This is a genomic window from Mycobacterium sp. HUMS_12744610 (genome assembly GCF_041206865.1).
Taxonomy (GTDB): Bacteria; Actinomycetota; Actinomycetes; order Mycobacteriales; family Mycobacteriaceae; genus Mycobacterium; species Mycobacterium servetii.
Genome location: NZ_JBGEDP010000001.1, coordinates 5,174,415 through 5,196,348 on the forward strand (window position 1 = coordinate 5,174,415; position 21,934 = coordinate 5,196,348).

Below are 21,934 nucleotides of genomic sequence, written 5' to 3' on the forward strand. Positions count from 1 at the left end.
ACGCGGCGCGCCCGCGGTGGCTCAACCGACGAATTCGGCCGCGCGGTGGCCCAGCATCACGATGGTGGCGTGCGGGCCACGACCCGTGATCGTCGGCAGCACGGAACCGTCGATCACCCACAGATTGCCCACCCCGCGCACCCGGCACCGGGGATCGACGACGGCGTGTGGGTCGTCGTCGGTGCCCATGGGGGCGCTGCCGCACAGATGCTGCGACGTCGACCAAAGGGGCTCCCCGACAGAGGTTGCCGCACTGGCCAATTCGCGGGCCAGTTCGCTGCCCCGGCGCAGCGCCGCGACGTCGTCGGGCTCACTGTCGTAGTGGTGCTCGATGCGAGGGGGTACGCCGGGATCCGGTGAGACCAGGGTTAGGGTCCCGCGGGCCCGCGGCCGCATCAGCGCCACCCCGATGTGTGGCCAGTCGGGATGGCCGGCGCTGCCGTCACCGGTCATGGCAACGAATCCGCCCGTGTAGGGCCGGATCTCGATATCGTCGTCGGTGCTCAGCACCGCCTCGAGCACGGGCCGACCCGGCACGACAGGCCAATCGGTCGGGAGCACCCATTCCGGGTGATCGCTGCAGGACCGCCCCACCGGCAGCGCCGCCACCAACGGCACTCCGGCGGCCCGCAACGACGCCTCGTCTCCGATACCCGAGAGCATCAGCAAGTGTGCCGACTGAATGGCGCCGGCGCACAACACGATTCGCCTCGCCGGCAGCGTCAGCGGGCCCTGCGGGCCGATTGCGTCGACACCGACCGCACTGGTGCCGGCGAATCGCAGTCGCACCGCGCGCGTCCGGTCCAGCAGCGTGAGATTCGGCCGGCCCAGTGCCGGGACCAGGAACCCCGCGCCGGACCCCTTGCGCACGCCGTCGACGATGTTGAGCGGGACGGCACCTACTCCCGAAACTTGACCTGGCCCAACGTCATTGAGGTCTGGAATCCACGCAAACCCGGCGCGCTGCGCGGCGGCGATGAACAGTTCCGTGGCGCCCGCCATCTCCCGGGTGCGCCGAACGGAAATGGGCCCGCTGTCCCCGTGGGCGGGACCGTCGAAATCCAGGTCCGTCTCGATGGCGCGAAAATGACCGAGGACGTCCGACCATGTCCAGCCGGGTATTGCCGCCCGGTCGAAGTCGCGCGGCAACCCGCGGCAGAAGTAACCCCCGTTGACCGCACCCGAACCGCCGACCGTGGCGCCGCGCACGATCGGCATCCGGCGCACGGGCCGATCGGTCAGGCGGGTCTGGTAGCGCTGCACCAGCGGGCTGCCCGCGCCGATCGGCAGCTGCATCCCGTTGGTGGTCAGCGCCAGCGCCGGGTCGGCGAGCGCCGGCCCCGCCTCGAGGACGGTGACGGTGCAGCCCGAGTCGGCGGACAGGCGCTCGGCGACCACCGAACCGGCGCTGCCCGCACCGACGATCAGCACGTCGCTGTGCGGGGCCGTTGCGGTCACGACGGCGGGTAACCGGGACCAGCCGCGACCGGCATCGGGTGACACGCACCGGAGCAGCTGGAAATCCCGTCGTAACCAACACATCCGGCGAGCGAGAGGGGCCGGGGCCGGCCGTCCCGCACGCCGGCCAACCGAGCGCGCGGCACTAGCTGCGGATCTGCGGCTTGAGCGCGCGCAGGTTGCGTTCCCGGAACACGCCCCACCACAGGCCCAGACCGTAGGCCAGGTCGTCCACGCGCTTGAGCAGCAGGTAGGTCAGCAGACCGATCGGTTCGGCATCCTCGTCGGTGGCGTCTCGGCGGCGCAGCCAGTCCACCACGCCGTCCATGACCGCCGCGACCACCACGACGCGTCTGCAGTGGCGCGATGTCAGCGCCGCGAACAACGCCAGGGGCCAATAGTGCCGGCACACCGCCGAGGCCAACTGCAGCGCCGCCGACCACAGGCCGCGGGCCGCGATCACCAGCACATCACCCGCCGACGTCTCGACGCTGCGCATGGCCATCGCGATCCGCCGGCCGGTCAGCAGGGCGATCGCGACCGAGGCCAGCCGGCCGGCGCTGGTCCCGAGCGCCATCGCGATCCAGGCGGTCAGCGCCCAGCCCGAAATGACCACCGGTGCCGTCTTGTCCGGGTGGCGCACCGACAGCGGTGCGGCCGACCCGCCGTAGAACGCCTTGCGCGCCAGCCAATCCCGAAGTTGGGTGCGGTGGTCGTGGGCGACCAGCGCGATCGGCTCGTAGCGCAGCCGGGCACCCGCCTCGATGAGGCGCCAGCACAGGTCGACGTCCTCACCGGACTGCATCGTCTCGTCGAACCCGCCGACCTCGCGGATGGCCGAACAGCGGCAGATGATCGCGGCGCTGGGGACATAGGACACCGTGCTGTGGGGCAGCACCGGCGCCTCCCGCTCGCCGAGGTCGAGCGAGGAGTGCACCGCCTCGTAGCGCGCCACGACGTTCTCGCTGTGCGCCAGGCCGACGATGCGCGGCGCAACGAGGGCGACGGTGGGATCGCAGAAGTGACCGAGCAGCGCCTCCAGCCAGCCGCGGCGCGGCGCGACGTCGGAGTCCAGGAACGCAACGAACTCGGTCTCGCAGGCCGCCAGCCCCGTGTTGCGTGCCGCCGCCGGCCCCTTGGCGCGCGGGTGGCGCAGCACCTCGACGTCGCAGTCGGCACCGGCGAAGTCGTCGGGCCCAAGGGGCTGGAACGAACCGTCGTCGACGACGATGACGCGCATCCCGCGGAGCGAACTGACCAGACGCCGTACTCCAACGACATTGTCGCGCACCGGAATAACCACGGTGACGTCGCGGTGCGACGGGCCGCCGGCGGGCCGGGGATGGGCCACCGTGGCGTCCAGCAGGGTGCGGGCCAACTGGGCGCTGACGTCGTCGCGTACCTTCAGCCGGCCATCGGAGAGCATGTGCTGGGCGGCGGGGGCCAGCTTGAGCAGCCGGGTCGGCGAACCACCGAGCAGCGCCGAACCGTCGCCGAGCACCCGCACGCGGCGATCGACCTGAACGGCGAACCCGTCCGGCAGCCGGGGCTGGCTCATGTCAGCATCCCGTCGGCGCCCGGCCGCCACCGGGCAACGCGGCGCACGCACCCGTCGACCATCTCCGCGAGAAGGCGCTTCCCCTCGCTCTCGGTCGCTGTCGTCGGATCGCCCAGGACGCCCACCGGGCTGACGGCCGCCACTCCACCCCGGCGCATCGAGGGCAGCAACTCGGCCAGCGGTGCGTCGTTGCCCGGCAGCCACCGGTCGGTCCGCACCTCGGCGGGGCAGATGTGCAGCAACACCGATGTCTCGGTGTGGCCGGCGTGGGGGTCGGCGCCCGCGGCGGCGCACGGAACCCACCCGGCGTCGCGACCCTCGGCGCGCAGCCGGCCCAGCGCGGCATCCAGGGCGGCGACGTTGCCGCCGTGGCCGTTGACGAAGACCAGGCGCCGGGCCCAGCAGGTGGCCGACCTGCCGTACTCGAGAAGCAGCAGCGTGAGTGCCTCGGTGCCGATGGAGACCGTCCCCGCGAAGCTCTGGTGCTCGCCGCTGGCGCCGTAGGCGATGGCCGGTGCGACCAGCCATTCCCGGCCGAGAAGCGCCCGGGCCTTCGCCGCAACCGCGGCCGCGATGCGGGTGTCGGTGTCCAGGGGCAGGTGCGGGCCGTGCTGTTCGGTGGACCCCACCGGGATCAGCAGCGACGGGGTGAACAGCTGGCTCGACGTCGCACTTCCCAGTTCGCCGAGTACGGGCACTCGCCGATGGTAAGGCCAATTCACCTGGTGTGCACCAATTGTTGTCCCCTGAAAACAATTTTTTCCTGGGGCGTTCATCGAACGCCCCGATTTTCAGGACTCGTGCGTCACGGTTGCCTCGCAGGTACCAGGAACCTCACCCCGCCGGAGGCTGGTCGGGGGCGGCGGGCGGCACCCCCAGCGCCCGGCCGAACCCGGCCGGGACCAGGACGTCGTCGGCGCTCAGGTCGTGCACCGAGGCGTGCCCCAGCCCCATCAGCGCCGAGTCGATCCCCCCGCGCAGGATGTCAAGGACGTTCTCGACGCCGGGCTCACCGGCCGCGGCCAGACCCCACAGGTAGGCCCGCCCGATCATCACCGCCCGTGCCCCCAGCGCCACCGCCTTGACGACGTCGCTCCCGCGCCGGATGCCACCGTCGAGAAGCACCTCGACCTGATCGCCGACCGCCGCCGCCACCGCGGGTAGGGCGCGAATCGACGCCGGCGTGCCGTCCAGGTTGTTGCCGCCGTGGTTGGACACAGAGATCGCCGAGACGCCCGCGTCGACAGCCCTTTTGGCATCGTCGACGCGCATGACGCCCTTGAGCATGAACGGTCCGTCCCACAGTTCGCGCAGCCACACGATGTCGTCCCAGGTCGGCGGTGGAGTGCCCATCCATTCCCCGTAGGCGTTGAAGAACAAGGGGCCGGGCTCGCCGCGGCGACCCTGGTTGGGCACCCGCAAATCCGGCGGCCGCAGTGTCTTGCCGAACATGTACAGCCACCGCGGCCGCACGATCGCCTCCGGGGACAACCGCAGGGTGGTCAACAGATTCATGTTCTCGGGAATCGAGGGGCTCCCCCAGTCGCGCCCGTGTGAGAACGTCCAGTCGGTGGTGACGATCAGGCCGACCGCCCCGGCCGCACGCGCCCGTTCCACCCGCTCGGCGATGGCGTCGCGCCCGCCCAGCCAGTAGACCTGGAAGAACAGCTTGGGGTTGACGGCGATGACGTCCTCGATCGGCTTACTGGCGAACGAGGAGAGCCCCATCGCGGTGCCCCGGGCCGCCGCGGCCCGCGCCACCGCGACTTCACCGTCGGGGTGGACCGCTTGCACACCGGTCGGCGAAATAATGACGGGCAGCGAAATCTCCTGCCCCATAACGGTGGTCGACAAGTCGCGTTTTGCTTGCGCACCGACGACGTGCGGCGCGAAGCCGAGTTCACTGAAAGCCGCGACGTTGTCGGAGACCGTGATTCCCTTTTCGCTGGCCGAGATCAGCGACGAATAGACGGATTTCGGGAGCCGGCGCTTGGCGCGTTCCTGGGCGATGGCGACCGTTTCGAACCACTTGGCCATCACTACACCGGGCTTTCTTCGCACAGGCGCGCCGGCGGCCGCGCGCTCAGCGTGAGCGGGACCGGCCCGCTCCGGGAATGGTCGGCCCGCGGGCGCGGCGTCTCACGGACGCCGGCCAGCGCCGGCTCGCCGTGACCCTGGACGCATTCGGGGTCCGGGCCGTCCATCGGCAGGCCGGTGAAGAACTTGGCCGCCATGCAGCCGCCCCGGCAGCTGTCGTAGTGCCCACAGCTGCCACAGGCGCCCGCGGACTGCGGTTCGCGCAGCTCACGAAACAGGGCGGCGTTCTTCCAGACGTTGTCGAATCCCCCGTCGGACAGCACGTTCCCGGCCAGGAAGCGGTCATGGATGGCGAACGGGCAGGCGTACACGTCGCCCACCGGGTCGATCAGGCACACCACCCGGCCGGCCCCACACATGTTCAGCCCGGCCAGGGCGCCGGAGGCGCCCAGCGGCGACAGGTGGAAGAAGGAGTCACCCGTGAGCACCCGCTCGCCCTTGGCGACCAGCCAGTCGTAGAGCGCGACCTGCTGGGCGGCGGTGGGGTGCAGTTCGTCCCAGACGTCGGCGCCGCGCCCCGACGGCCGCAGCCGGGTGATCCGCAGCGTGGCGCCGTAGCGGCCGGCCAGCGCGGCGAACTCGTCGAGCTGGCCGACGTTGTGGCGGGTGACGACGACCGAGATCTTCGCGCCCCCGTTCTGGGAGAACCCGGCATCGGCCAGGTTCTCCAGCGCCCGCACCGCCATCGCGAACGACCCGGGACCGCGGACGGCGTCGTTGACCTCGGCGGTGGCGCCGTCCAGCGAGATCTGGACGTCGACGTAGTCACTGGCCGCCAATCGGGTGGCGACCTCCGGGGTGATCCGGACCCCGTTGGTGGAGAACTTCACCCCGACGTGATGCGCGGTGGCGTAGTCGACCAGCTCCCAGAAGTCCGGGCGCACCGTGGGTTCCCCGCCGCCGATGTTGACGTAGAACACCTGCATGCGTTCCAGCTCGTCGATGATGTCCATGCACTGGCGCGTGGACAGCTCGCGCGGGTCGCGCTTGCCCGACGACGAAAGGCAGTGCACGCAGGCGAGATTGCACGCGTACGTCAGTTCCCAGGTCAGGCAGATGGGCGCGTCCAGGCCGCTTTCGAACTGCTCGATGAGCCGGGGCACGGTGGCGGTCACGGAACCTCCTGGGGTATCAACATCTTCGAATCGGCCAGCACGCCCAGCGCTTGCAGATACGGCGCCTCCCCGGCGACGTCCACGCCCGCCGCGCGGCAGGCGGAGTGAACGTCGGGGTGTTCGGCCAGCGACCGCACCACCGTGAGGATGGTGCGGTTCTTCAGAAAGGACAGCTTGCGGGTGCCGAAGTGGTAGAGCAGCGCGCCGAACGACTCCGGGCGGACCGCCACCTGCGGGTGCAGCCGCCAGCCGAGGTCTGGGTCGAACACGGGGTCAGTAGACCCCGCACATCCCGTCGATGGACACCTCTTCGACCAGGGTCTCGGTGACGAGTTCGGTGTCGGTGTGGGTCTCGTGGTCCACGGGGCTTGCCTTTCGCCGGTTCTTGACAACGATGAGTTGAGTCACAATCGTCGCCAGAATATGGCATCGAGTGCCGAAATGGAAGGGCGGGTCCGACGATGCCGCAGTCCCGGGTCGGCCGGCGCCGCTCGACGACCCCGCACCACATCACCGACGTCGCCATCGAACTGTTCACCGCGCGCGGCTTCGCCGAGGTCAGCGTCGACGACGTCGCCCAGGCCGCCGGCATCGCGCGCCGCACGGTGTTTCGCTACTACGCCTCCAAGAACGCGATCCCCTGGGGCGATTTCGACACCCACCTTGCGCACCTGCGCGACCTGCTCGACGGCGCCGACCGGTCGGCGCCGCTGGGCGAGACGCTGCGGGCGGCGCTGCTGGCGTTCAACACCTTCGACGCCTCGGAGACCGCACGGCACCGCCAGCGGATGCGGGTCATCCTGGAAACTGCGGAGCTGCAAGCGTATTCGATGACGATGTACGCCGGCTGGCGGGAGGTGATCGCCGGGTTCGTGGCCCGCCGGCTGGGCGCCAAGGTGACTGACCTGCTGCCCCAGACCGTCGCCTGGACGATGCTCGGGGTGGCGCTGGCCGCCTACGAGCACTGGCTGGCCGACGAGTCGGTGCCGCTGCCCGTGGCGCTGGGCAACGCCTTCGACGCGGTCGGCGCCGGGCTGGCAAGGCTGGGCACGTGACCCCCGGGCGCCTGCCGCACACGTTGCGGGCCCAGGGTCGCTTCTGCACCGAGCTGGGCTCCCCGATGTACGGCGAGCTGCTGGAACTGGTGGCCCGCGACGTCGAATCCGGCGGCGTGTTCGCGACCGTGCTGGCCGGACACGAAAGCGACCCGTCGCGCGACGCGCTGCCGCTACGGCTGCTCGGCGCGCTGCACCGGCTGGTTCTCGACGGCCGCGCGCCCGCGTTGCGCCGCTGGTACCCCAGCACCGGCGGCGCGTGGGCAGCCGATGCCGCCTGGCCCGATATCGCGCTCGCCGCGGCCGGCCACGTCGACGCGCTGCGGGCCGGCCTGCAGCGACCGCCCCAGACCAACGAGGTCGGCCGGTCCGCCGCGCTGCTCGGCGCGCTGTTGTGCATCGGCCACGAATCGGGCATGCCGATAAGGCTTTTCGAGATCGGCACGAGCGCGGGCCTGAACCTGCGCGCTGACCGCTACCGCTACCGCTTCGCGGGCAGGCAGTGGGGACCGGCGGACTCGCCGGTGACGATCGACGACGCCTGGCGCGGCCGGCCGCCGCCCCTGCGCGCGATCGACATCGTCGAACGCCACGGATACGACATCGCCCCCGTCGACGTCGGCGCAGCCGACGGGGAAACGACCCTGTTGAGCTACGTCTGGCCCGACCAAGGCGCCCGGCTGGACCGGCTGCGCGCCGCCATCGCGGTCGCCCGCGCCGTTCCGGCGCGCCTGGAGCGCCGCACCGCGGCCGACGCCGTCGCGGGCCTGACGCCGGCCGACGGCGCGCTGACGGTGCTGTGGCATTCGATCGTCTGGCAGTACCTGAGCGCCGACGAGCGCCGGGCGGTACGCGAGGGGGTCAGCGCGCTGGCCGATCGTGCCGACGAGCGTGCGCCGTTCGCCCACCTCACCATGGAACCCGCGCGCGACTGGTCCGGCTCCGGGTTCCGGTTCCTGGTGCGGGGGCGCCGCTGGCCCGGTGGCCGGCTCGCGGTCCTGGGGCAGTGCCATCCGCACGGCGCACCCGTGACCTGGCACTAGGACCACCAGCGAGCGCGAAAGCCGCGCGCTAGCCGAGCATTTCGGAGATGGCCGCACCGGCGGCGATCTTGGCGCGAACCTTCATCACCTTGCCGGGCATGCCGCCGCCGACCACCCCGACCAGCACCCCGTCGCGTTCGTAGTAGGCGAGGAACTTGCGGCCGTCGTCCTCGACGAGGTGGACGGTGTCGGTGGCCTGCGGCTCCCCCAGGCATTGGATCTTGACGTCGTACTGGTCGCTCCAGAAGTACGGGACGACGACCGTCGCGGGCGCCTCCCGGCCCAGCATCGCCGGCACCACGACCCGGGTCTGGTCGGCCACGTTGCTCCAATGCTCAACGCGCGCTTGTTGTCCCGTCGCATCGCGCCACGAGGCAACGTCGCCGAGCGCCCACACGTTCGGCGCGGTCGTGCGACCGGTCGCGTCGCAGATCACGCCGTTGTCCACCTCGACGCCGCTGCCGGCCAGCCAGTCCGTGGCCGGACGCGATCCGATGCCGACGACCACCAGGTCGGCGGGCAGTTCGGTGCCGTCGGTCAGTACCACGGCCTCGACGTGGCCCTGCCCGCGCACCTCGGCCACGGTCACCCCGAGGCGCACGTCGACCCCCTCGTCCCGGTGCAGCCGGGCCACCAGTTCGCCGATCCGCTCGCCGAGCACCGACGCCAGCGGCGTCGGCTGCGGCTCGACCAGCACCACGTCGACCCCGAGGCTACGCAGGCTGGCCGCGACCTCGCAGCCGATGAAGCCGGCGCCGACGATCACTGCGTGCCGGGCCTGCGAGGCGTGCTCGCGCAGCGCCATGCTCTCGTCGAACGAACGCAGCACGCGAATGCCCTCGAGGTCTCCGAACGCCGGGATGCGCCGCGGCACCAGGCCGGTCGCGATCACGAGCTCGTCGTAGCCGACGACCGTCCCGTCGGCCAGCGTCACCGTCTGCGCCGCGGTGTCGAGGGCGGTGGCGGCCGAGCCGAGCCGCAGCGTGATCTCGTTCTCGTCGTACCACTCGCGCGGCTTGAGCGCGACGTCGTCGGCCTCCTTGCGCAGCACCTCTTTGGACAACGGCGGGCGGTCGTAGGGCACGTGCACCTCGTCGCTGACGATCGTGATGCGCCCGGCGTATTCCGACCGGCGCAGTTGCTCGGCCGTCCGGGCGGCGGCCAGCCCGCCCCCGACGATCACGATGCCCTGTTCAGTCACGTGGTGTTCTTACCACGTTCGCCGATCAGTACTTCAAGGCGCCCTTGTCGACGTTGATCTGCGTGCCCGACAGGGTGCCGGCGCCGTCGCCGGCGAGCCAGACCACCACATCGGACACCTCGTCGGCCGTCATGAAGCCCTTGGGCTGCAACGGCATTGGCGGGTAGCTCGGCAGGAAGCCGGGATGCTTGGCGAAGAGCTGCATCATCGCTTCCGGCTCGATCATCGGGGTGTCGACCGAATACGGGTGGATGGAGTTGACGCGGATGCCGTACTCCCCCACCTCGATCGCCAGCGTGTTGGTCAGCGCGGTCAGGCCGAACTTGCTCGCCGAGTAGTGCCCGTTGCCGGGCGTGGCCTTGACCCCCGCCGCCGAGCTGACGACGACGATCGAGCCACCGTTGCCGGCCTCGATCATCGCGGGGATCGTGGCGCGCAGGGTGCGCCACGTGCCGGTCAGGTTGACCCCGATGACGGTGTCCCACTCCTCGTCGGTGAGCTCCCAGACCCGGCCCCAGCCCAGCACCCCGGCGTTGGCCACCAGCACGTCGAGCCGGCCGAACTGCTCGACACCGTCTGCCACCAGCTGCCGCAGCGCGGCGTCGTCGCGGATGTCGGCCTCGCGGGCGAGTACCTTGCGGCCCTCGGCCTGCACCAGGCGGACCGTTTCGGCGAGGTCCTCCGGCGTGGCCGCCGGGTAAGTCAGTCCGGGCGAGGCCGGCGCGCAGATGTCGAGCGCGATGATGTCCGCACCCTCGGCGGCCAGGCGCACCGCGTGCGACCGGCCCTGGCCGCGCGCCGCTCCGGTAACGAACGCCACCCGGCCCTGCAGTGATCCCGCCACGTCTGTCCCTTTCGCCGCCCTGTCGCAGCAGCCAGGCTAGCAGCGAAACTGGAGCCCAGCCCGAGGGCGACGTAGACGACCAGAAAGATCGGCCCCACCAGGCCGCCGCACAGCAGGACCACCAACTGTGCCTTCAGGTAGCGCGCCGGCATCACCGCCTCCCCACAACGCGCGTATCGATCGTGTGGGGTTAGCGCGCGACGCGAAACGGCGCCCACCCTTTCGGATGGGCGCCGCTGCGCTACTGGACTACTTGTTGATCTTGACGACCCGGCCAGCGCCGACGGTGCGGCCACCCTCACGGATCGCGAACCGCAGCCCCTCGTCCATGGCGACGGGCTGGATCAGCTTCACCGAGATGTTGGTGTTGTCACCGGGCATCACCATCTCGGTGCCCTCCGGCAGCGTCACCACACCGGTCACGTCGGTGGTGCGGAAGTAGAACTGCGGGCGGTAGTTGTTGAAGAACGGCGTGTGCCGGCCGCCCTCGTCCTTGGACAGGATGTAGACCTGGCCCTCGAACTCGGTGTGCGGCGTGGTGGTGCCGGGCTTGGTCACGACCTGGCCGCGCTCGACGTCCTCGCGCTTGATACCACGCAGCAGCAGACCGACGTTGTCACCGGCCTGGCCCTGGTCGAGCAGCTTGCGGAACATCTCCACACCGGTGACGGTGGTCTTGGTGGTCGACGGCCGGATGCCGACGATCTCGACTTCCTCGTTGACGTTGATCACGCCGCGCTCCACACGACCGGTGACCACGGTCCCGCGGCCGGTGATGGTGAAGACGTCCTCGACGGGCATCAGGAACGGCTTGTCGGTCTCGCGGACCGGGTCCGGGATGGACTCGTCGACGGCGTCCATCAGCTGCTCGACGGACTCGACCCACTTGGCGTCGCCCTCGAGCGCCTTGAGCGCCGAGACCCGCACGACCGGGGCCTCCTCGTCGAACTCCTGGGCGGCCAGCAGCTCGCGGACCTCCATCTCGACGAGCTCGAGCAGCTCCTCGTCGTCCACGGCGTCGGCCTTGTTCAGCGCGACCAGGATGTAGGGCACACCGACCTGGCGGGCCAGCAGCACGTGCTCGCGGGTCTGCGGCATCGGGCCGTCGGTCGCAGCGACCACCAGGATCGCGCCGTCCATCTGCGCCGCGCCGGTGATCATGTTCTTGATGTAGTCGGCGTGGCCGGGGGCGTCGACGTGCGCGTAGTGGCGCTTCTCGGTCTGGTACTCCACGTGGGAGATGTTGATCGTGATGCCGCGCTGACGCTCCTCGGGCGCGTTGTCGATCTGGTCGAATGCACGCGACTCGTTCAGATCGGGGTACTTGTCGTGCAACACCTTGGTGATCGCCGCGGTCAGCGTGGTCTTGCCGTGGTCAACGTGACCAATGGTCCCGATGTTGACGTGCGGCTTCGTCCGCTCGAACTTCGCCTTCGCCACTTCTGTGTCCTCCTGGACTTGTTGGTGCTCGTTAAAGCAATGTTGATGTTTTCAGTTGTGCCGCGCCCAAGGCATTGCAGTGACCCGGCAAGGTTACTCCCCGTGAGGGTTTACTGACCCGTCGCCTTCGCGATGATCTCCTTCGACACGTTCGCCGGCACTTCAGCGTACGAGTCGAAAACCATGGAGTAGTTCGCCCGGCCTTGGGTCTTTGACCGCAGGTCGCCGACGTAGCCGAACATCTCCGACAGCGGCACGTGCGCCTTGACGACGCGCGAACCGCCCCGCTCCTCCATGGCCTGGATCTGGCCACGGCGGGAGTTCAGGTCGCCGATCACGTCGCCCATGTAGTCCTCGGGCGTGGTGACCTCGACGGCCATGATCGGTTCCAGGATGACCGGCTGCGCTTGTGCGGCAGCCTTTTTCAGCACCTGCGAACCGGCGATCTTGAACGCCATCTCGGACGAGTCGACCTCGTGGAAGGCGCCATCGAGCAGGGTGACCTTCAAGTTGACCAGCGGGTAGCCGGCCAGCACGCCGTACTGCATGGCGTCCTGGGCGCCGGCGTCGACCGACGGGATGTACTCGCGCGGGATGCGCCCCCCGGTGACCTTGTTCTCGAACTCGTAGGTCGCACCGTCCTCGCCGGTGAACGGCTCGAGGTTGATGATCACCTTGGCGAACTGACCCGAGCCACCCGTCTGCTTCTTGTGGGTGAACTCGACGTTCTGCGCGGCCCGCTTGATGGTCTCCTTGTAGGCCACCTGCGGCTTGCCGACGTTGGCCTCGACCTTGAACTCGCGCTTCATCCGGTCCACCAGGATGTCCAGGTGCAGCTCGCCCATGCCGCCGATGACGGTCTGGCCGGTCTCCTGGTCCAGGTGCACCTTGAAGGTGGGGTCCTCTTCGGCGAGCTTCTGGATCGACAGGGAGAGCTTCTCCTGGTCGCTCTTGGTCTTCGGCTCGATGGCCACCTCGATGACCGGGTCGGGGAAGCTCATCGACTCGAGCACGATCTGGTCGTTCGGGTCGCTCAGCGTGTCACCGGTGGTGGTGTCCTTGAGCCCGATCACGGCATAGATGTGACCCGCGCTGGCGCGCTCGACCGGATTCTCCTTGTTGGAGTGCATCTGGAACAGCTTGCCCAGCCGCTCCTTCTTGCCCTTGGTCGCGTTGATGACCTGGCTGCCCGACTCCACCGTGCCCGAGTAGACGCGGACGTAGGTCAGCTTGCCGAAGAACGGGTGGGTGGCGACCTTGAACGCGAGCGCCGAGAACGGCTCGTCGGTCGACGGCCGACGGGTGATCTCCTCGTCCTCCTTGCCCGGCACGTGGCCGACGGCCGGCGGCACGTCCAGCGGCGAGGGCAGGTAGTCGATGACCGCGTCCAGCATCGGCTGCACACCCTTGTTCTTGAAGGCGCTGCCGCACAGCACCGGGTATGCCTCCGAGTTGATGGTCAGCTTGCGCAGGGCGGCCTTGATCTCGGCGACGGTCAGCTCCTCGCCGCCGAGGTACTTCTCCAGCAACGCCTCGTCGGTCTCGGCGACGGCCTCGATCAGCTTGGTGCGGTACTCCTCGGCCTTTTCCTGCATGTCCGCGGGAATGTCGACGACGTCGTACTTCTCACCGAGCTTGGCCTCGGCGCTCCACACCTTGGCCTTCATCTCGACCAGGTCGACGACACCGGAGAAGTCGCCCTCCGAGCCGATCGGCAGCTGGATCGGGATGGCGTTGGCGCCCAGGCGCTCCTCCATGGTGCGCACCGAGAAGTAGAAGTCCGCGCCGATCTTGTCCATCTTGTTGACGAAGCAGATCCGCGGCACGTCGTATTTGTCGGCCTGCCGCCAGACCTGCTCGGACTGCGGCTCGACACCCTCCTTGCCGTCGAAGACGGCGACGGCGCCGTCGAGCACGCGCAGGCTGCGCTCCACCTCTACGGTGAAGTCGACGTGCCCGGGCGTGTCGATGATGTTGATCTGGTTGTCGTTCCAGAAGCAGGTGGTGGCGGCGGAGGTGATGGTGATCCCCCGCTCCTGCTCCTGCTCCATCCAGTCCATCGTGGCCGCGCCGTCGTGGACCTCACCGATCTTGTAGCTGATGCCGGTGTAGTAGAGGATGCGCTCGGTCGTCGTCGTCTTGCCGGCGTCGATGTGCGCCATGATCCCGATGTTGCGGACCTTGGTCAGATCGGTCAGCACGTCCTTCTGTGCCACAGAGGTCTTCCCACTTTCGCTTGCTTAGTTCGCTGTCTTGGTTGCGCCCGGCCACTGTCGCCAGTCGGCGCCGGTTCCGGCTCCTACCAGCGGTAATGCGCGAAGGCGCGGTTGGCCTCGGCCATCTTGTGGGTGTCCTCGCGCCGTTTGACGGAGGCCCCGAGGCCGTTGCTGGCATCGAGAATCTCATTGGCCAGCCGCTCGATCATGGTCTTCTCACGCCGTTGCCGCGAGAAGCTGACAAGCCAGCGCAGTGCCAGTGTGGTGGACCGGTCCGGACGCACCTCCACGGGCACCTGGTAGGTCGCACCACCGACGCGGCGGCTGCGGACCTCCAGGGCGGGCTTGACGTTGTCGAGCGCTCGCTTGAGCGTGATGACGGGGTCGGTACCCGTCTTGTCACGGGCTTGCTCGAGCGCACCATAGACAATGCGCTCGGCCAGGGATTTCTTCCCCTGAAGCAGAACCTTATTCACCAGCTGGGTGACCAGCTGTGACCCGTAGACGGGGTCGTTGACCAACGGACGCTTGGGCGCGGGTCCCTTGCGCGGCATCAGTTCTTCTCCTTCTTGGCGCCGTAGCGGCTGCGAGCCTGCTTGCGGTTCTTGACGCCCTGGGTGTCCAGCGAACCGCGGATGATCTTGTAGCGCACACCCGGCAGGTCCTTCACCCGGCCACCACGCACCAGCACCATCGAGTGCTCCTGCAGGTTGTGGCCCTCACCGGGGATGTAAGCCGTCACCTCGACCTGGCTCGTCAGCTTCACGCGCGCGACCTTCCGAAGCGCCGAGTTCGGCTTCTTCGGGGTGGTGGTGTACACGCGGGTGCACACGCCACGACGCTGCGGGCTGCCCTTGAGGGCCGCGGTCTTGACCTTAGCGATCTTGTCCCGGCGGCCCTTGCGGACCAGCTGCTGAATGGTTGGCATCTAGGAGGCTTTCTGTGTTGAGCGTTCGAGGCGTTTCGGTCTCGCGGGCGTTCTTCAAGTCGTCGTACTGCAGTTATGTCCGGCCGCGTTACCCCGCGTCCGGGTGTGTCGCACGCCTGCGGCAGCGGATTTCTCCGGATGCGCCGTGGACATGCGAATTTGCCCGGCATCCGTTTACTTACGTCAGGCGCCGTAAGCCGCCAGGCACGAGCTTCCACGATACCCGCCGCCGGTCTGGCAGGTCAAAGCGGCGCCCGTCACCCCGGGGCACCTCCCGGTGCGGCGTGCTCCGCGGTGCGCCTTTCCAGGCCCGCCGCCAGGCGCAGCACCATGTCGGAGAACAGCGCGTCGGTGTCGATCTCGTCCATGACACCGGTCATTTCCAGCAGCACGAACCCGTGCAAGGCGGACCAGAACTCCAGCGCCGCGTAGAACGCCTCCTCGCCGTCGAGGCCGTAGGAGGTCAGCACGGCGATCACCGGTGCGGCCGCGCTCCTGGTCGCGGAGGTGTACTCGGGGTCGTCACCACCCAGCGGCATCCGGGTGAACGCCGAGTACCGTCCGGGGTGGTGATGCGCATAGCTGCGGTAGGCGCCGGCCATGACCAGCACCGCGTCGTCGCGGGCCCGCCCCTCACCGACGCGGTTCAGCATCATGATGATGTCGTCGATGACCCGGATCCGCACCGCGCGGCGCAAATCCTCGAGGCTGTCCACGTGGTTGTAGAGCGAGGGGCCTTTGGTGCCCAGCTGTGTAGCCAGCGCGTTGATGGTCAGCGAATCCCAGCCCTCCCGGTCCAGGAACGCCAGCGCGCCGTCGACGATGCCCTCCCGGCTCAGCTTCGCCGGACGGGAGGCGGACTTGCCGGCCCGCTGGCGCCCGGCCGCCGACGGCGGTTCCGGCCGAGCTGCCATGCGGATGCCCTTCGATTGCGCAGACGGGGGTCAACTAATGACTCTAGTGGGGCGCGGTAAATGCAAATAACCCTGCCACGGCAGCGCCGACTGCACGTAGTCTCAGTCGTGCAGATTCACCCGTCGCAAAGGGGGCCCGCAGTGAAGTGGACAACCGTCGCCGGATCGCTGGCAACCTGCGTCGTCACCCTCGCCGCGGTCCCCGCCGCGCCGGCCCCGGCCGCGCACGCCAAGAACGGCGACACCCATATCGTCGGGGAGGGCGCCGAACAGACGGTGGACTGCAACGATGCAACGCTGCTGGTCAACGGCACCCGCAACGTCATCACCGCGTTGGGGACCTGCTATGCGGTGACCGTCATGGGCTCGGGCAACACCGTCGTCGCGGACACGGTCACCCATGACATCACCGTCTACGGGTCCGACGAGACGGTGTTCTATCACAACGGCACGCCGTTCCTGTGGGACCGCGGCCGTGAACTGGGCATGGTAAACCGTCTCCAGCAGGTGCCCGCATGACAAGCCAGCGACCGTCAGTGAGATTGCCGTCAACGAGCGAGGAGAACCCGGAAGCGATGCGCGCCAACTTCACCGACCACCCCCTTCGCCTGGGCGCGCTCGCCCTCGCCCCGGCCGTCGCCGCCGTCGTCCTGGCGGGCTGCAGTTCCACGGCCAACCCGCCCGGCACCCCGACGACGACGTCGAGCAGCCCGGCCTCGACGACGAGCGGTGGGGCCGCGCCGACGAGCACGAGCGGCGCAAGCACCACCGCATCGGTCCAGATCGGGAACACGCTGAACTACGGATCGATGAACACCACGGCCACCCTGAACTGCGCCGACGGGAAATCGCTGAACGTCGGCGGCAACGGCAACACGCTGACCATCACCGGTACCTGCGAAACGGTGTCCGTCGGCGGCGCGAACAACACGATCACCATCGACAAGGTCAACACCCGCATCACCGTGCTCGGGCTCAACAACACCATCACCTACAAGGGCGGCAGCCCCAAGGTGGACGACATCGGCTCGGGCAACACCATCAACAAGGGCAGCTGACCGCTCAGCTCGCGGGGGCGCCGTGCCGTCCGGCGCCCGCGGCGAACCGCCGGGCCCCTTGCATCGCCGCGGCGGAAACCCGGTGCATGCTGGCGAATTCGAAGTCGAGCGCCTCGGGCTCCGGCATGCCCCACTGGTGCAGCGCCGAGAGGCGGTCGGCGCGCATGCACTCCTGCGGCAGCGCGGCCAATTCGGCGGCCAGCTCCTCGGCCACCTGCCGGGACTGCCCCTTGGGCACCACGCGGTTGGCCAGTCCCATGGCCAGCGCCTCGTCGGCTTTGACACCGCGGCCCGTGAGGATCAGATCCATCGCCCGGCTGTGGCCGATCAGCCGCGGCAGCCGCACCGTGCCCCCGTCGATCAGCGGGACGCCCCAGCGCCGGCAGAACACCCCGAACACCGCGTCCTCCTCGGCCACCCGCATGTCGCACCAGATGGCCAGCTCCAGACCCCCGGCCACGGCGTAGCCGCTGACCGCCGCGATCACCGGTTTGGACAGCACCATGCGCGACGGGCCCATCGGGCCGGGGCCGGTGCGGTGCACGGCGTTGGCGTCGGGGGTGTCGAACGCCTTCAAATCCGCTCCGGCGCAGAAGGTTCCGCCCTCGCCCCACAGCACGGCCACCGACGCGGTGTCGTCGCGGTCGAATTCGTCGAACGCCGCGTGCAGCGCGGCGGCGGTCGGGCCGTTGACGGCGTTGCGCGCCTCCGGCCGGTTGAGGATCACCGTGGTCACCGCGCCGTTGCGCTCCACCCGCACCGGATCGCTCATGTCACCTCCACTAGTTGGGTCCCGCCTTTTTGTTCCGCCCAGTCGCGTCGCCGCGACAGTTCGGTGGCGAAGTCGTGGTAGGCCGCGCGCAGCGCGGCGCCCGGCCAGTCGGGCGGCAGCAGCTCGTCGGGCAGCACGGGGTCGGTGAGCAGGTGGCGCACCATCGCCGCGGCCACCAGGAAACGCCCGGGAATGCCGGGGGCGGCGGTCATCTCACCGAGCAGCCGGTGACCGGTCTGCGCCCAGGCGGGCAGGTCCCAGAGCTGGGCGGCCAGCTGCGCGGGCGCGTCGTCGCGGGCAGTCAGGATCCGCACCCGGTCGGCGACCTCCGGATCCAGATCCAGGTCGACGTTGTCGGGCCGCATCCACACCCCTTCGCGCAGCTCCCCGAAGCGCTTGTGGTGCATGGTCGTTCGCAGCGCGGCCCGCGTGCGCGCATCGGTGCCCACGCTGGTGACGATCAGCGTCAGCCAGTCGCCACGCCACGCCCGGGTTCGCGGGCGCATGGCGTCGTCCTGCCGGCGCTGGCGGGCCAGCAGTCGCTCGGAGAGCCGATAGCCCTCGGCGGAGCGGATCAGGTCCCCGGCGCCGACCATGCGGGTCAGCGCCACCCGCAGCGTCGTTTCCTTGATGCCGAAATCGGCGGTCAGCCTGACCAATTCGCCGGCGGTAGCGCAGGCGGGATGGGCGCCGAGCAGCACGGACAGCACCACCGAGCGGGCCGTCATGGTCGGCATCGGCTACACCCCGGAGGCTTTGCGGCCGTGGTCGCCGAAGGGTTCGTCGCGATGGCGCACCGCGTCGCGGAAGCCGTGCTCGACCGCGTCGGCGACGAACGCGTGCCCCTCCGGGGTGTGCCGGGCCACTCCGTCGAACACGGTGCTGACCATCCTGCTGGTGGCCACACCCTGTTGCAGCAGTGCGGAATTCAGGGCCAGCTTGGCCATGATGAGCTGGTTGACCGGGACCGCGGCGATCCGCTGTACGAGTCGTTCGGTGCGCTCGTCGAGGTCCTCGGGCTCCGGCGCCTCGACCGCCAGCCCCCACTCGGCGGCCTGGGCGCCGGTGATGCAATCGCCGGTGAACAACAGCCGCTTGGCGCGCTGGTCACCGAGCCGGTAAGCCCACAGGCCGGCCGCCGGGATGCCCCACACCCGCGTCGGCGGGTAGCCGATCTTGGCGTCGGCGGCCGCGATCACCTGGTCGGCGTGCAGCGCGATGTCGGTGCCGCCCGCCACGCAGTAGCCGTGGATCTTGACCACCGTCGGCTTGTCGGCGTGCATGAGCGACGAGAAGCCGCGCACGAAGCGGCTCATCATCTGGTAGTCGATCATCGGGTCCCATGGTTGGTTGGGCAGGCTGTTGACCCCCTGGATCTTGCCGTCCAGGACGGTGCCCGCATATGCGCCGGTCCCGCCGGCCGAGCCGGTGCGGTCGGCGTAGGCGGACAGGTCGAAGCCCGCGCAGAAGCCCTCCCCGCGACCGGAGACGAGGATGACGTGGACCTGCGGGTCGAGGTCGGCGCGCTCCACCAGCGCGGAGAGCTCCAGCGGGGTGTCGGCGACGATCGCGTTGCCCTTCTCCGGCCGGTTGAAGGTGATCCGCGCAACCCGGTCGGTGACCTCGTAGGTCATCGTCCTCAGGTTGTCGAAGTCGACCGGCCTGATCGCGTGGGTCATCGGCGCCGCTCCTCCTCATCGCTACGCTCTGCATCGTCGCCGGCGCAAGTCATCGCGCGGCTCAGCCCTTGACCAGGGCGCGCTCCAGGATCGGCGCCAGGTCCAGCCCTGCGGGCATGGTGCCGAACGCCCCACCCCACCGGCCGTCGAGCCGTGTGGTCAGGAAGGCTTCGGCGACCGCGGGGTGCCCGTGGCGCACCAGCAGCGAACCCTGGAGCGCCAGGCAGATGTCCTCGGCGACCTTGCGGGCGCGGTACTGGATGGTGTCGACGTCGGCCAGGTCGTCGCGCAGCCGCTCGACGTGGGCGCCCAGCCGCGGGTCCTGGCCGGCGCTCTCGTCGAGCTCACCGAAGAGCACCTCGACGCACTCCGGGCGAGTCGCCATGGCGCGCAACGTATCCAGCGCGCTGACGTTGCCCGAGCCCTCCCAGATGCCCATCAGCGGCGCCTCGCGATAGAGCCGCGGCATCCCGGAGTCCTCGACATAACCGTTGCCACCCAGGCATTCCAGTGCCTCGGCGGCGTGCGGAGTGGAGCGCTTGCACACCCAGTACTTGCTGGCGGCCAGGCCGATGCGGCGGAAGAGCGCCTCGGTCGCATCGCCGCGCACCGCCTTGTCGGTGGCGCCGGCCATCCGCATCGCGACCATCGTGGCGGCCTCGGCCTCCACGGCGAGGTCGGCCAGCACGTTGCGCATCAGCGGCTGGTCGATCAGGTAGGCGCCGAAGGCCTTTCGGTGCTGGGCGTGGTGGACGGCCTGGGTCAGGCCGCTGCGCATGCTGGTGGCACTGCCGAGCGTGCAGTCCAGGCGGGTGAGGTTGACCATCTCGATGATGGTGGGTACGCCGCGGCCCTCCTCGCCCACCAGCCAGGCGACGGCGCCGTCGTACTCCACCTCGCTGGAGGCGTTGGCGTGGTTGCCCAGCTTGTCCTTGAGCCGCTGCAGCAGCATGCGGTTACGCGTGCCGTCGGGAAGGATACGCGGCAGCAGGAAGCACGACAGACCGCCCGGCGCCTGCGCCAGCACCAGGAAGATGTCGCACATCGGCGCCGAGGTGAACCACTTGTGCCCGGTCAGGCTGTAGGTACCGTCGGCGTTGGGCGTCGCCTGGGTGGTTCCGGCGCGCACGTCGGAGCCGCCCTGTTTCTCGGTCATCGACATGCCCGCGGTGATGCCCGGTTTGGTGGTGGCCAGTTTCAGTTCCGGGTCGTATTCGCGGCTGGTGAGCAGCGGCTCGTAAACCGCTGCCAGCTCGGGGTTGTGGCGCAACGCCGGGACGACGGCGTAGGTCATCGAGATCGGGCAGACGTGGCCCGCCTCCACGGTCCACGCCGAGGTCTTGGCAGCCCGCACGACGTGCGCGCCCGGGCGGTCGTCGGCCCAGGGCGCGGCGTGCATGCCGTGGGCGATGGCCGCGCGCATCAGCTCGTGGTAGGCGGGGTCGAACTCCACCTCGTCGACGCGGTGCCCGAAGCGGTCGTGGGTGTGCAGGATCGGCCGGTTGCGGTCGGCGAGTTCGCCCCAGCGCTGGGCCTCGCGGGTCGCCGAGAGCGCCCCCACCCGGTTGACCTCGTCCAGACCCCACTCGCCGCCCTCGCGGATCAGTGCCTCGACGAGCACCGCGGACGTCGCGGGGTTGTAGTTCTCCAGGGGCGGAACCTGGTTGGTGACGGCGTGGGTGTCTGACATGCCCCCATGTTACATTTTCTCGACAACCGCACAAGAGGTGTAACGGGCGGTTCAGTCAGCGGTCCGCTCCCGCAGGAACGCGATGTCGTCCTTGCGGCCCTCCTCGGCGGTTTCGCAGATGACCGGCGCGTCGGCGGCCTTGACCGCCGCGACCAGCAGTTCGGTGTCGATCTGTCCGCTGCCCAGGTTGGCATGGCGGTCCCGGCCCGAGCCCGCTTTGTCCTTGGAGTCGTTGCAGTGCACCAGGTCGATGCGACCGGTGATGGCCTTGATGCGGTCCACGGCATCCACCAGCGCCTCGCCGGCCGCCCACGCGTGGCAGGTGTCCAGGCAGAAGCCGATCCCCTTGTCGCCGATGACATCCCAGAGCCGGGCGATCGTGTCGAAGCAACGGGCCATCGCATGGTCGCCGCCGGCGGTGTTCTCCAGGTACACCGGCACGGTGGTCTGCAACTGATCCAGGGCCTTACCCCAGCGCTGAAAGCCCTCGTCGAGGTCGCCATCGTCGGCCACGTGGCCGCCGTGCACGATCACCGCGGCGGCGCCGATGTCGGCGGCCGCGTCGCAGGTGTCCTGCAACATCTTGCGCGACGGGATGCGCACCCGGTTGTTGGCCGAGGCGACATTGATCAGATACGGCGCATGGACGTAGATGGGCAGCTTGGCGACCTTGAGCGTCGCGGCGTCCTCGCGCGGCTTGGGTGCCTTCCAGCTCTGCGGGTTGCCGAGGAAGATCTGGACGACGTCGGCGCCCTCGGCCCGCGCGGCGGCCAGCGGGTCCCGGGGGCTGACGTGCGAACCGATGAGCATGGCGGCCAGTGTAGTGACGGGTTTCGGCACCGGCGACGGCACGCTCGGGACCATGC

At 69.6% G+C, this 21,934-nt stretch carries 23 protein-coding genes and 1 pseudogene; 4 read left to right on the plus strand and 20 right to left on the minus strand.

Going from position 1 to position 21,934, the window contains the following annotated elements; genetic code table 11:
• Nucleotides 1-21 precede the first annotated feature (21 nt).
• The 7 genes from mftG to mftA form a co-directional block, all read right to left on the minus strand.
• The gene (mftG, locus tag AB8998_RS25155; RefSeq protein WP_369740617.1) at nucleotides 22-1,458 is read right to left on the minus strand and encodes a mycofactocin dehydrogenase MftG; all 1,437 of its coding nucleotides are present in this window, start codon (nucleotides 1,456-1,458) and stop codon (nucleotides 22-24) included.
• Nucleotides 1,459-1,603: 145 nt separating this feature from the next.
• Nucleotides 1,604-3,016 (minus strand): mycofactocin biosynthesis glycosyltransferase MftF, encoded by a 1,413-nt coding sequence (gene mftF, locus AB8998_RS25160; protein WP_369740619.1) that lies wholly within the window; start codon nucleotides 3,014-3,016, stop codon nucleotides 1,604-1,606.
• Nucleotides 3,013-3,738, minus strand: a complete 726-nt coding sequence (mftE, locus tag AB8998_RS25165) for a mycofactocin biosynthesis peptidyl-dipeptidase MftE (RefSeq protein ID WP_369740620.1) — start codon at nucleotides 3,736-3,738, stop codon at nucleotides 3,013-3,015. Before mftE ends, mftF begins: the two co-directional genes overlap by 4 nt.
• Nucleotides 3,739-3,850: 112 nt before the next feature.
• Complete coding sequence (gene mftD / locus AB8998_RS25170) at nucleotides 3,851-5,053, minus strand: pre-mycofactocin synthase MftD (RefSeq protein WP_369740621.1); 1,203 nt, start codon at nucleotides 5,051-5,053, stop codon at nucleotides 3,851-3,853.
• A 2-nt stretch (nucleotides 5,054-5,055) separates the two neighbouring features.
• Nucleotides 5,056-6,228, minus strand: a complete 1,173-nt coding sequence (gene mftC, locus AB8998_RS25175; protein WP_369740623.1) for a mycofactocin radical SAM maturase — start codon at nucleotides 6,226-6,228, stop codon at nucleotides 5,056-5,058.
• Nucleotides 6,225-6,497: a mycofactocin biosynthesis chaperone MftB gene (mftB, locus tag AB8998_RS25180; protein WP_369740624.1), complete on the minus strand. Its 273-nt coding sequence runs from the start codon at nucleotides 6,495-6,497 to the stop codon at nucleotides 6,225-6,227. Before mftB ends, mftC begins: the two co-directional genes overlap by 4 nt.
• Nucleotides 6,498-6,501: 4 nt before the next feature.
• Nucleotides 6,502-6,591: a mycofactocin precursor MftA gene (gene mftA, locus AB8998_RS25185; protein ID WP_144951011.1), complete on the minus strand. Its 90-nt coding sequence runs from the start codon at nucleotides 6,589-6,591 to the stop codon at nucleotides 6,502-6,504.
• Between the two features lie 98 nt (nucleotides 6,592-6,689).
• Between mftA and mftR the strand changes: the two genes are divergently transcribed.
• Both mftR and AB8998_RS25195 read left to right on the plus strand, forming a co-directional pair.
• Complete coding sequence (mftR, locus tag AB8998_RS25190) at nucleotides 6,690-7,283, plus strand: mycofactocin system transcriptional regulator (protein WP_369740626.1); 594 nt, start codon at nucleotides 6,690-6,692, stop codon at nucleotides 7,281-7,283.
• The gene (locus AB8998_RS25195; protein WP_369740627.1) at nucleotides 7,280-8,326 is read left to right on the plus strand and encodes a DUF2332 domain-containing protein; all 1,047 of its coding nucleotides are present in this window, start codon (nucleotides 7,280-7,282) and stop codon (nucleotides 8,324-8,326) included. The genes mftR and AB8998_RS25195 overlap by 4 nt, the downstream gene beginning before the upstream one ends.
• Before the next feature lie 28 nt (nucleotides 8,327-8,354).
• Here the strand turns inward: AB8998_RS25195 and AB8998_RS25200 are convergent, their stop codons facing one another.
• The 8 genes and pseudogenes from AB8998_RS25200 to AB8998_RS25235 all read right to left on the minus strand — a co-directional run bounded on the left by AB8998_RS25200 (nucleotide 8,355) and on the right by AB8998_RS25235 (nucleotide 15,869).
• Nucleotides 8,355-9,527 (minus strand): NAD(P)/FAD-dependent oxidoreductase, encoded by a 1,173-nt coding sequence (locus AB8998_RS25200; RefSeq protein WP_369740629.1) that lies wholly within the window; start codon nucleotides 9,525-9,527, stop codon nucleotides 8,355-8,357.
• Nucleotides 9,528-9,552: 25 nt separating this feature from the next.
• On the minus strand, nucleotides 9,553-10,371 hold the full coding sequence (locus AB8998_RS25205; RefSeq protein WP_369740631.1) for a mycofactocin-coupled SDR family oxidoreductase: 819 nt from the start codon (nucleotides 10,369-10,371) through the stop codon (nucleotides 9,553-9,555).
• Between the two features lie 50 nt (nucleotides 10,372-10,421).
• Nucleotides 10,422-10,523: pseudogene (locus AB8998_RS25210) on the minus strand (SHOCT domain-containing protein); the annotation flags it as partial.
• 97 nt (nucleotides 10,524-10,620) lie between these two features.
• Nucleotides 10,621-11,811 carry an elongation factor Tu gene (gene tuf / locus AB8998_RS25215; RefSeq protein WP_369740633.1) on the minus strand — a complete coding sequence of 397 codons (1,191 nt, stop codon included), beginning with the start codon at nucleotides 11,809-11,811 and terminating at the stop codon, nucleotides 10,621-10,623.
• A gap of 110 nt (nucleotides 11,812-11,921) precedes the next feature.
• Nucleotides 11,922-14,027 (minus strand): elongation factor G, encoded by a 2,106-nt coding sequence (gene fusA / locus AB8998_RS25220; protein WP_369740634.1) that lies wholly within the window; start codon nucleotides 14,025-14,027, stop codon nucleotides 11,922-11,924.
• 83 nt (nucleotides 14,028-14,110) lie between these two features.
• Nucleotides 14,111-14,581, minus strand: a complete 471-nt coding sequence (gene rpsG, locus AB8998_RS25225) for a 30S ribosomal protein S7 (RefSeq protein WP_044509806.1) — start codon at nucleotides 14,579-14,581, stop codon at nucleotides 14,111-14,113.
• The gene (rpsL, locus tag AB8998_RS25230) at nucleotides 14,581-14,955 is read right to left on the minus strand and encodes a 30S ribosomal protein S12 (RefSeq protein WP_369740636.1); all 375 of its coding nucleotides are present in this window, start codon (nucleotides 14,953-14,955) and stop codon (nucleotides 14,581-14,583) included. Before rpsL ends, rpsG begins: the two co-directional genes overlap by 1 nt.
• A 257-nt stretch (nucleotides 14,956-15,212) precedes the next feature.
• Nucleotides 15,213-15,869, minus strand: coding sequence for a TetR/AcrR family transcriptional regulator (locus tag AB8998_RS25235; protein ID WP_369740638.1), 657 nt, complete (start codon nucleotides 15,867-15,869; stop codon nucleotides 15,213-15,215).
• A gap of 141 nt (nucleotides 15,870-16,010) precedes the next feature.
• Between AB8998_RS25235 and AB8998_RS25240 the strand changes: the two genes are divergently transcribed.
• Complete coding sequence (locus AB8998_RS25240; protein WP_369740640.1) at nucleotides 16,011-16,388, plus strand: DUF3060 domain-containing protein; 378 nt, start codon at nucleotides 16,011-16,013, stop codon at nucleotides 16,386-16,388.
• Nucleotides 16,389-16,444: 56 nt separating this feature from the next.
• Entirely contained in the window at nucleotides 16,445-16,927 is a 483-nt protein-coding gene (locus tag AB8998_RS25245) for a DUF3060 domain-containing protein (RefSeq protein ID WP_369741755.1), read from the plus strand.
• Between the two features lie 4 nt (nucleotides 16,928-16,931).
• Here AB8998_RS25245 and AB8998_RS25250 read toward each other — a convergent pair whose 3' ends face one another.
• The 5 genes from AB8998_RS25250 to AB8998_RS25270 form a co-directional block, all read right to left on the minus strand.
• Nucleotides 16,932-17,699 carry a crotonase/enoyl-CoA hydratase family protein gene (locus tag AB8998_RS25250; protein ID WP_369740641.1) on the minus strand — a complete coding sequence of 256 codons (768 nt, stop codon included), beginning with the start codon at nucleotides 17,697-17,699 and terminating at the stop codon, nucleotides 16,932-16,934.
• Nucleotides 17,696-18,436, minus strand: coding sequence for a PaaX family transcriptional regulator C-terminal domain-containing protein (locus AB8998_RS25255; protein WP_369740642.1), 741 nt, complete (start codon nucleotides 18,434-18,436; stop codon nucleotides 17,696-17,698). Before AB8998_RS25255 ends, AB8998_RS25250 begins: the two co-directional genes overlap by 4 nt.
• Nucleotides 18,437-18,439: 3 nt before the next feature.
• A complete protein-coding gene (locus AB8998_RS25260) occupies nucleotides 18,440-19,378 on the minus strand; it encodes a crotonase/enoyl-CoA hydratase family protein (protein WP_369740643.1) in 939 nt (312 codons plus the stop codon).
• Nucleotides 19,379-19,439: 61 nt separating this feature from the next.
• Entirely contained in the window at nucleotides 19,440-21,068 is a 1,629-nt protein-coding gene (locus AB8998_RS25265; protein ID WP_369740644.1) for an acyl-CoA dehydrogenase family protein, read from the minus strand.
• Between the two features lie 51 nt (nucleotides 21,069-21,119).
• Nucleotides 21,120-21,878: a deoxyribonuclease IV gene (locus AB8998_RS25270; RefSeq protein ID WP_369740646.1), complete on the minus strand. Its 759-nt coding sequence runs from the start codon at nucleotides 21,876-21,878 to the stop codon at nucleotides 21,120-21,122.
• Nucleotides 21,879-21,934 lie beyond the last annotated feature (56 nt).

Coding starts and splice junctions, on each gene's coding strand:
- AB8998_RS25260 (WP_369740643.1), bottom strand. CDS start 19,378: ATGACCCACGCGATCAGGCCGGTCGACTTCGACAACCTGAGGACGATG.
- AB8998_RS25235 (WP_369740638.1), bottom strand. CDS start 15,869: ATGGCAGCTCGGCCGGAACCGCCGTCGGCGGCCGGGCGCCAGCGGGCC.
- AB8998_RS25255 (WP_369740642.1), bottom strand. CDS start 18,436: ATGCCGACCATGACGGCCCGCTCGGTGGTGCTGTCCGTGCTGCTCGGC.
- AB8998_RS25250 (WP_369740641.1), bottom strand. CDS start 17,699: ATGAGCGATCCGGTGCGGGTGGAGCGCAACGGCGCGGTGACCACGGTG.
- mftR (WP_369740626.1), top strand. CDS start 6,690: ATGCCGCAGTCCCGGGTCGGCCGGCGCCGCTCGACGACCCCGCACCAC.
- rpsL (WP_369740636.1), bottom strand. CDS start 14,955: ATGCCAACCATTCAGCAGCTGGTCCGCAAGGGCCGCCGGGACAAGATC.
- mftD (WP_369740621.1), bottom strand. CDS start 5,053: ATGGCCAAGTGGTTCGAAACGGTCGCCATCGCCCAGGAACGCGCCAAG.
- rpsG (WP_044509806.1), bottom strand. CDS start 14,581: ATGCCGCGCAAGGGACCCGCGCCCAAGCGTCCGTTGGTCAACGACCCC.
- AB8998_RS25265 (WP_369740644.1), bottom strand. CDS start 21,068: ATGTCAGACACCCACGCCGTCACCAACCAGGTTCCGCCCCTGGAGAAC.
- AB8998_RS25270 (WP_369740646.1), bottom strand. CDS start 21,878: ATGCTCATCGGTTCGCACGTCAGCCCCCGGGACCCGCTGGCCGCCGCG.
- mftF (WP_369740619.1), bottom strand. CDS start 3,016: ATGAGCCAGCCCCGGCTGCCGGACGGGTTCGCCGTTCAGGTCGATCGC.
- AB8998_RS25245 (WP_369741755.1), top strand. CDS start 16,445: ATGCGCGCCAACTTCACCGACCACCCCCTTCGCCTGGGCGCGCTCGCC.